The following is a 7,907-nucleotide window of genomic DNA, read 5'->3' as shown; positions in this document are numbered from 1 at the left end:
ATCCGCTGACCTTCACCGATCCGTCGGGACACTGCTTCCTCGGCTGCTTCTGGAACGCGGTCGGCAAGGCGGTCAGCGGCGCCTGGAATGCGGTGACGCACTTCTTCCAGACCAATGCCATCGCCAGGGCGATCCTGCAGATCGGCGCGACGATCATGCTCAATGCGGTCCTGCCAGGGCTTGGCCTTGGGCTCGCAGCGGGGTCGTTCGGTCTTGCCGTCGCATCGGCGGCGGGCGGGGCGATGATAGCTACAGGGCTTTCTGGAGGTAACCTAGGTCAGGTGCTAAAGGCGGGGCTGATAGCAGGCGTCACAGCCGCAGCATTCTATGGCGTGGGCAATTTAACGGGCCATCAGCCCTCATTTGGCACCGACAAGTACTTTGCGAATGTAGCTGGGCATGCCTTAGTCGGCTGTGGGTCATCGGTGGCTTCAGGCGGTGACTGCAAGTCGGGCGCTTTGTCAGGTGCGGTCGGCTCTGCACTTGCGCCGTTGACAAACCAGATCTTTCCAAACGCGCAGCACGACCTCGGGGAAAAGATTGGTGGCACTATTTTTGAGGCGACCGCTGGCGGGCTTGCGTCAGTCGCTGGAGGAGGGAAATTCGCAAACGGAGCTGTCACTGGTGCCTTTGGCTACCTGTTCAACAATCTAAGCTGTTGGACCACGTGTTCCCAAGGAGAGAAACCTACATGGTCACAAAATGCCGATAGCTTGGCATCAGAAGCTGACGTTTATGAATCATTTGTGGCAAAGCCGGAGCTAACTTATCCGCTGGTCACTCCGTTGATAGCTTTTGGGGGTTGGGCAGTTTTAGGGCTGGACCTGATTCCTGAGGCAGTTCCAGCTGTAGCTGCGACGAGCGAAGTTGAGTTAACTGCCGCGCAAGCTAAAAATCTTGCAAGATATCTGAGTAAACTTCCTGCTGGTGCTGGTACCGTTGCCGTGGACACTTTAGGATCCGATAGCGTAATCTTCACGGCCAGTGTGCCAGGGAGGGTGCCGGGCTCGTACGCGGTGTACCAAAAAGTCATTGACGCTGCTGGCGTGACCACTGAGTATCTTAAGACGACGTTTGATGCGATGAAGAACGTGATTCACGTCAAATCAAAGATGTAGCTATGAAGACCATATTGGCTGTTGGGAGCTTAATTGAGGAGCTGAATCAGAGTTTGATAGAATGTGGCGACAAGCACTATGTTTTGGTAACAAAAAATACGTTGCGCACAATATTTGAGCGGTTCTTGCGTGGAGATCTGAGTGCAGAGGAAATTGTCGAGTGGGCAAGTCGCATCGAGCTAATTGATGAGATCCAGTTTGATAAGAATGATCAAAAGATGATCGCAGATGCTGTCTTTGAGATGGCATCGCCAGAAATTAATGGTCCTTTGGACGGAGATATGGCGCAGCGCTGGTTGGATCGATTGGTGCTTGGCGATTAGATCTATTTATTGACAGGCGGTCATGCTGAAGAATACTGCCGCTAGCAAGTGCACGTCTCCGTTCGAAAAGCACCTTTTCGGTCCGCTCGCGAGACAAGCCATTGAAATCGCGACCGCCATATCCGCCGTAATCCTCCGCCGAGGGCCGCCTTGGCAATTTGGTGTTGGTGCTGAGAACTGTCCTTATGGACAGAGATAAGGACAGTGCCCGGATCGGGCGGCTTGAAGTGGTCGAGACGGGTCGGCGGCGACGCTGGTCAGAGGATGAGAAGCTCAGGATCGTGATGGAGAGCCTGCAGGGGAGCCGGCAGGTTTCGGCAACCGCCCGGCGGTACGGCATCTCACGTTCGTTGCTTCTCAAGTGGCGGCGGCTGTTCCGCGCGGAACAGAATGAAGCTGGGCCGCGACTGGACTTCGTTCCGGCGACTGTCATCGCAGATCCGGTAGCGACACCTGATCCGGTCGTGCCTGCCAGCGGCGGCACGATTGAGATCGAGCTTGTGGCCGGAGCCAGGATGCGGATCACGGGCGTCGTCGATGAGAGGACGCTGAAGGCTGCTATCGCGGCGTTGGCGGACGGGCGAACGCGATGATCCCAATTCCGCCAGGGGTACGCGTGTGGATCGCGACCGGCCACACCGACATGCGTCGCGGTATGCAAAGCCTGGCGCTTGGAGTCCAGGAGAGCCTGAAGCGCGATCCGCATGCAGGCGATCTCTACATCTTCCGCGGCCGCCGCGGCGATCTGGTCAAGATTCTCTGGCATGACGGGCTGGGCATGTCGCTGTACGCCAAGCGCCTGGACCGTGGCAGGTTCATCTGGCCTTCGGCGTCGGACGGTGCGGTGTCGATCTCGGCGGCGCAGATGGCTTACATGCTCGAGGGCATCGACTGGAGAAATCCCCAGGCAAGCTGGTGACCGCAAAGCGCGGGCTGAGCCAAATAAATCCTTCGGCTTTTGGCGTTTGGGGAGTCACAACACCTCCGATCTGTGATTCACTGCGCTGCATGAACGCTGAGCGCAACGCCGTTCCCGATGACATGGCGGCCTTGAAAGAGGCGCTGGCAGCCGAGCGCGCCAGAGGGTTGGAGATTGCTGCGGAACTGGCCGTCGCCCGCGCGAAAGCCTCGGAAGACAGCGCGCTGATCGCCCAGCAGAAGCTGCAGATTGCCAAGCTGAGACATCAGATCTACGGACAGCGGTCGGAGCGCTCGTCGCGGCTGATCGAGCAATTGGCGCTGACCTTCGAGGAACTGGAGGCCGACGCCACCGAGGACGAGTTGTCCGCCGAGCAAGCCGCGGCCAGTACCACGACCGTCCGCGGATTTACGCGCAAGCGCGCGGAGCGCCAGACCTTCCCAGAGCATCTGCCGCGTGAGCGGGTGGTGATCAATCCGCCGTCCGAGTGCGCGTGCTGCGGCGGCAACCGCCTGCGCAAGATCGGCGAGGACATGACGCGGACGTTGGAGGCCGTGCCGCGGCAGTGGAAGGTGGTCGAGACGGTGCGGGAGAAGTTCTCCTGCCGTGACTGCGAGAAGATCAGCCAGGCGCCGGCGCCGTTCCATGCCGTGGCGCGGGGATGGGCGGGTCCGAGCTTGTTGGCCATGATCATGTTCGAGAAGTTCGGCCAGCATCAGCCATTGAACCGCCAGGCCGCGCGTTACGCCTTGGAAGGCGTGCCGATCGCGCTGTCGACCATGGCAGATGCCGTTGGATCGGTCTGTGCGTCGCTGGAACCACTGCTGCGCCGGGTCGAAGCCCATGTCATGGCGGCCGAGCGCCTTCATGCTGACGATACGACCGTGCCGGTGCTGGCCAAGGGCAAGACCGATACGGGGAGATGCTGGATCTACGTTCGGGACGATCGGCCGTTTGGCGGCGCCGACCCGCCGGCAGCGATGTTCTATTACTCCCGCGACCGCAGGAGCGAGCATCCGCAGGCGCATCTGGCAGGCTATGCCGGCATCCTGCAGGCCGATGCCTATGAGGGATACAGCCAGCTCTATCTGGCGGGGCACCGACCTGGACCGATCCGGGAAGCGGCGTGCTGGGTGCACGCCCGGCGTCCGTTCTTCATCATGGCCGACATCGAGGAGAACGCGCGACGCAAGGCTTCCGGCAAGAAGGACATCCCGCTCTCGCCCATCGCGATCGAGATGGTGCAACGGATCGATGCGTTGTTCGAGATCGAACGCTCCATCAATGGCACGAGCGCCGAGGAGCGCGTTCGGGTGCGGCAGGCCCTGAGCCTGCCTCTGGTCGAGGACCTGCAAGTCTACATGCGTGAGCAACTCGCCAGACTGTCCCGTGGCCACGACCTCGCCAAGGCGTTCAACTACATCCTCAAGCGCTGGCCGAGCTTCACCGCGTTCCTCGATGATGGGCGGATTTGCCTCTCGAACAATGCCGCCGAGCGCGGTCTGAGGGGCATCGCTCTCGGGCGAAAATCCTGGCTGTTCTGCGGCTCCGATCGCGGAGGTCGGCGCGCGGCGGCCATGTACAGCCTGATCGTCACGGCCAAAATGAACGGCATCGATCCGCAGGCCTGGCTCGCCGATGTCCTCGCGCGCATCGCCTCTCATCCGGCTCACCGGCTGGACGAATTGCTGCCCTGGAAATGGACACTGGCGTCAGCGCTCTCCGCTCGCGCGGCATGACCATGCACGTCAACAAGGTTCATCACGTCACCACCATCACCCAAGTCGCGAAAGACCTCGGGGAAGACGAAGGCTGGCTGACCGACTTGGCCAACGAGATGGAGATCGAGGACGGCGTGATCTGGGTTCTATGGCGTTGGAGAAGACGGCGTCCAGGCCTTCACTGACCAAGGGGTCGAAACCCTGATCGAGCTGGTGCGAATGCACAAGGAGAAGCTGGAGCTGCTCGATCGCCAGCGACCCGAGTAATAGACCCAGCCTGCGGCCCACTCCGGATGCTTACTATCCGCCCTCCGAGCGCACCAAACCTCTCCCCCCCTTCAGATTTTGACTTGGTTCGTGGTTTGTTCAGGCGCGGCGATGCTATCCCGCGGCGCGCATGGCGTCCGAGCTGTGCCGGTGGTTTCGCCCTTCCAGAGGAGAGGGCGCGGGGAATGCCGGGCGCTGGCCGCACCCATGGCCCGCCTGCGAAAGAAATGCAGGCGGCAGGAACCACAGGTTCAGCCGAGACATCCCGGCATTCCCCGCGCGATGGTTGGGCGGCTTATACGCACTCTCCCCGGGGACCGGGCTGTCTTGCCCCCGTGAGCGGCGGATCATCATCACCACCGGCGTAGCCTCAGCGTCGGGAGGCCAGGACCATACGATTTCGCCGGCGTGCCGAAAGCCGTTCGTCCGCACGACAAGGTCACGCGCAGCCCGACACACCCACCGCATCCCGCACCCGACGTCCGTGACGACCGCGATACGTCCCCTCTCGCGAGGCGGGATGAGCCTAGATAATCATGTTTTCCGAAAAAAAGAACAGGAATATTTTTTTCGCGGGGGCTGGACAGGCCAGATCAGTTTGAAGCTACAGCGAAAATCAATCGTTCGGCGCGTGTCGTTCGTGCGGTCATCTGATCGCCTGCAACGCGTGTCGGTCCGGTTCTGTCGAGAGCCACAGACGTGCAGGAGGCGCAAATCTCACACAGCTCGGCTACGAGCTCGCGGCGTGGCAGAGAGCGCAGCGAAGTACGAGAATGATTCGGCCAATACGTGCACGCGCGAGGATGTCATTGCAGTCCTCTGTACTCAGCGTTGAATGTCGTCGCCGTCGAATGCGGTCGTTGGTGCAGCATGCGAACAAATCTTGCTCGTGATTGTGGAACAGCATCAGGAGTCGGAGATGCAGGTTGTATTTTGAGATCATCGTCACCTGCATGTTGTGAATAGATTTCAATGTTCATTGATCGTCAGATACGAATGACGTCTGTTAGGTTTCGAATTGTACAGATGCTGCGGGGGCAGGGATGTTCAGTCAATCGACGCGGGGCTGTCGAGCTAATCGCTCTTCGATAAAGAGAGGCGCTGCGAGCATCGGCTTGGGCGCAATTTTTTCGATCGCAATTGCAACTTTAGGTTTATCAGGCGGAATGTCGCTACCCGGAAGCTTCTCGGTCGGTCAAACTGGCGGGGCGACATATTCGATTCCCATTGCCTTGCCGCCGGGAACGGCGGGCATGGCACCGTCGCTGTCGCTGGACTACTTGAGCAGCCAGGGAACGAACGGACTGCTTGGGATCGGCTGGTCGTTCGGTGGGCTGCCTTCCATTGGACGCTGCCCGCGAACGCCGGCGCAAGATGGTGTTCTCGGTGCGGTCAGCTATGATGCCAATGACCGCTTTTGCATGGACGGGGAAAGGCTCGTCGCAATCAGCGGCGCTTATGGCGCTGACGGAACCGAGTATCGGACCGAGATCGAGGGCTACAACAAGATCACTTCACATGGAGCTGCCGGCGCAGGTCCGGCGTGGTTCGAGGTCCACTCGAAGTCCGGTCAAGTGATGGAGTTTGGTCGCACGACTGACTCGCTCGTTCTCGCACAGGGCAAGACGACGGCGAGAACATGGGCCGTCAACAAGATCAGCGACAGCAAATCGAACTATTTCACGGTCACCTACACGAACGACACCGCGACCGGGCAGGCATATCCGAGCCGGATCGACTACACCGGAAATGCTGCGGCAAACGTTGCTCCATACAATTCCGTGCAGTTCGTATACGCCAGCCGTCCCGACGTGATCGTGACCTATCAGGGTGGATCGGTCATGAAGACCCTGGTCCGGCTCACCAATGTGAAGACATTCGCGGGTGCATCGCTGGTCGCGGATTATAGAGTATCGTACCAGCAAAGCGACTCGACCCAACGCAGCGAGGTCGCGTCGGTTGCCGTTTGTGCGGCAGATGGAGCCTGTCTTCCTTCAACGAGCTTCGTTTGGCAGTCGGGCGTCGGAAGCGGCACATTCACGGGGCAGACCCAGGCGCTGCCGAATGGCTGGAAGTTCAAGGCCGACGGCAAGTACATTCCCATCTCAGGCGACTTCAATGGCGACGGGCGGACGGATTATCTGCTGATCGACAGCAACGGATATCCGTATCAGTATGTCTTTCTGAACAACGGCGACGGAACATTCACAGGACAGACCCAGACGCTGCCGAATGGCTGGAATTTTCAGACCAACAGTGGTGCACCCAACGTTAACACGCCGATCGTTGGCGACTTCAACGGTGATGGGAAGACGGACTACCTGCTGATCGATGCCAATGGCTACCCCTATCAATACGTTTTCTTGAGCAACGGCGACGGTACGTTCACGGGGCAGACACAGACGCTTCCGAACGGCTGGAAATTTGCTGCGAACTATAGATTCACGCCCATCGTCGGCGATTTCGATGGTGACGGTCGAACCGATTATCTGATGATCGACGGCAACGGCTATCCCTACCAGTACGTCTTCATGAACAATGGTGACGGAACATTCAGGGGAATCACCGAGACGCTACCGAACGGCTGGAGCTTCCCGAACAACAGCAATACGCCAAACATGAATGCGCCGGTCACCGGAGATTTCAACGGCGACGGAAAGATCGATTACGTTCTGATCGACACCAATGGCTATCCCTATCAATACGTCTTCATCGGCAACGGAGACGGCACGTTCACAGGGCAGACGCAAACCCTGCCGAACGGCTGGAAGTTCACGATCAACAAGAATACGCCGAACGCCAACATGCCGATCGTCGGTGACTTCAATGGCGATGGCAGGCTCGACTATCTTCTGATCGACGCCAATGGCTATCCCTACCAGTACGTCTTCTTCAACAATGGCGACGGCACCTTCACCGGTCAGACGCAGACACTGCCGAGCGGTTGGAGTTTCAAAGCGAACCAGCCCTATCTGCCGATTTCAGGCGATTTCAACGGTGACGGCAGGACCGATTATGTCGTGATCGACTGCGGCGGCTACCCTTATCAGTACCTGTTCATGAACAATGGTGACGGGACGTTCTCGGGACAGGTCCAGACCCTGCCCAACGGCTGGAAATTCCCGATCAATAGCACTACGCCGAATGTCAACTTTCCGATCGCCGGGGACTTCAACGGCGACGGCAAGGTCGATTATCTGCTGGTCGACGCCAATGGTTATCCGTACCAGTATGTGTTCATTGGGAATGGCTTGATCGGTGACATGGTGCTGACGGTCCGGACGGGCCTCGGGACGACGACGTCGATTTCGTATTTGCCGCTGACCAACGCCAACGTCTATACGCGCGACAATACGGCGTCGTATCCCGTGCAGGATCTCCAGATGCCGCTTTACGTGGTCTCTCGTGTCGACACATCGAACGGCGTCGGGGGCGTATATAGTTCAAGCTATTCCTACGCCGGCGCGAAGGTGGATATGACGGGCCGTGGGATGCTGGGCTTCCGCCAGATGACGGTGAAGGATCTGCAGACCGGGATCGCGGACACGACGACGTTCCG

Annotated in this window: 5 protein-coding genes and 2 pseudogenes; all 7 read left to right on the top strand. The window is 59.1% G+C overall.

The genetic code is table 11. The features are described from left to right. Positions 1-1,118, top strand: a pseudogene (locus ACQR2C_RS32525) (hypothetical protein); the annotation flags it as partial. A 2-nt stretch (positions 1,119-1,120) separates the two neighbouring features. Further along, positions 1,121-1,441: a hypothetical protein gene (locus ACQR2C_RS32520; RefSeq protein WP_434882959.1), complete on the top strand. Its 321-nt coding sequence runs from the start codon at positions 1,121-1,123 to the stop codon at positions 1,439-1,441. Positions 1,442-1,626: 185 nt separating this feature from the next. Beyond that, positions 1,627-2,034 (top strand): IS66-like element accessory protein TnpA, encoded by a 408-nt coding sequence (gene tnpA / locus ACQR2C_RS32515; RefSeq protein WP_434882958.1) that lies wholly within the window; start codon positions 1,627-1,629, stop codon positions 2,032-2,034. A 23-nt stretch (positions 2,035-2,057) separates the two neighbouring features. Further along, positions 2,058-2,360, top strand: coding sequence for an IS66 family insertion sequence element accessory protein TnpB (gene tnpB / locus ACQR2C_RS32510; protein ID WP_434882957.1), 303 nt, complete (start codon positions 2,058-2,060; stop codon positions 2,358-2,360). Between the two features lie 89 nt (positions 2,361-2,449). After that, positions 2,450-4,099 carry an IS66 family transposase gene (gene tnpC, locus ACQR2C_RS32505; RefSeq protein WP_434882956.1) on the top strand — a complete coding sequence of 550 codons (1,650 nt, stop codon included), beginning with the start codon at positions 2,450-2,452 and terminating at the stop codon, positions 4,097-4,099. Further along, positions 4,096-4,348: pseudogene (locus ACQR2C_RS32500) on the top strand (hypothetical protein). The gene tnpC and the pseudogene ACQR2C_RS32500 overlap by 4 nt, the downstream one beginning before the upstream one ends. A 1,253-nt stretch (positions 4,349-5,601) precedes the next feature. Continuing rightward, a partial coding sequence (locus ACQR2C_RS32495; protein ID WP_434882955.1) for an FG-GAP-like repeat-containing protein occupies positions 5,602-7,907 on the top strand: 2,306 nt, incomplete at its 3' end.

It is taken from the genome of Bradyrhizobium sp. HKCCYLRH3061, from assembly GCF_051168015.1.
GTDB lineage: Bacteria > Pseudomonadota > Alphaproteobacteria > Rhizobiales > Xanthobacteraceae > Bradyrhizobium.
The sequence above is the reverse complement of the archived record's forward strand: the minus strand, read 5'-3'. Positions and strand labels throughout refer to the sequence as shown.

What these genes read in the sequence shown, in the direction of transcription:
- ACQR2C_RS32520 (WP_434882959.1), top strand. Translation starts at nt 1,121, where the DNA reads ATGAAGACCATATTGGCTGTTGGGAGCTTAATTGAGGAGCTGAATCAG.
- tnpA (WP_434882958.1), top strand. Translation starts at nt 1,627, where the DNA reads ATGGACAGAGATAAGGACAGTGCCCGGATCGGGCGGCTTGAAGTGGTC.
- tnpC (WP_434882956.1), top strand. Translation starts at nt 2,450, where the DNA reads ATGAACGCTGAGCGCAACGCCGTTCCCGATGACATGGCGGCCTTGAAA.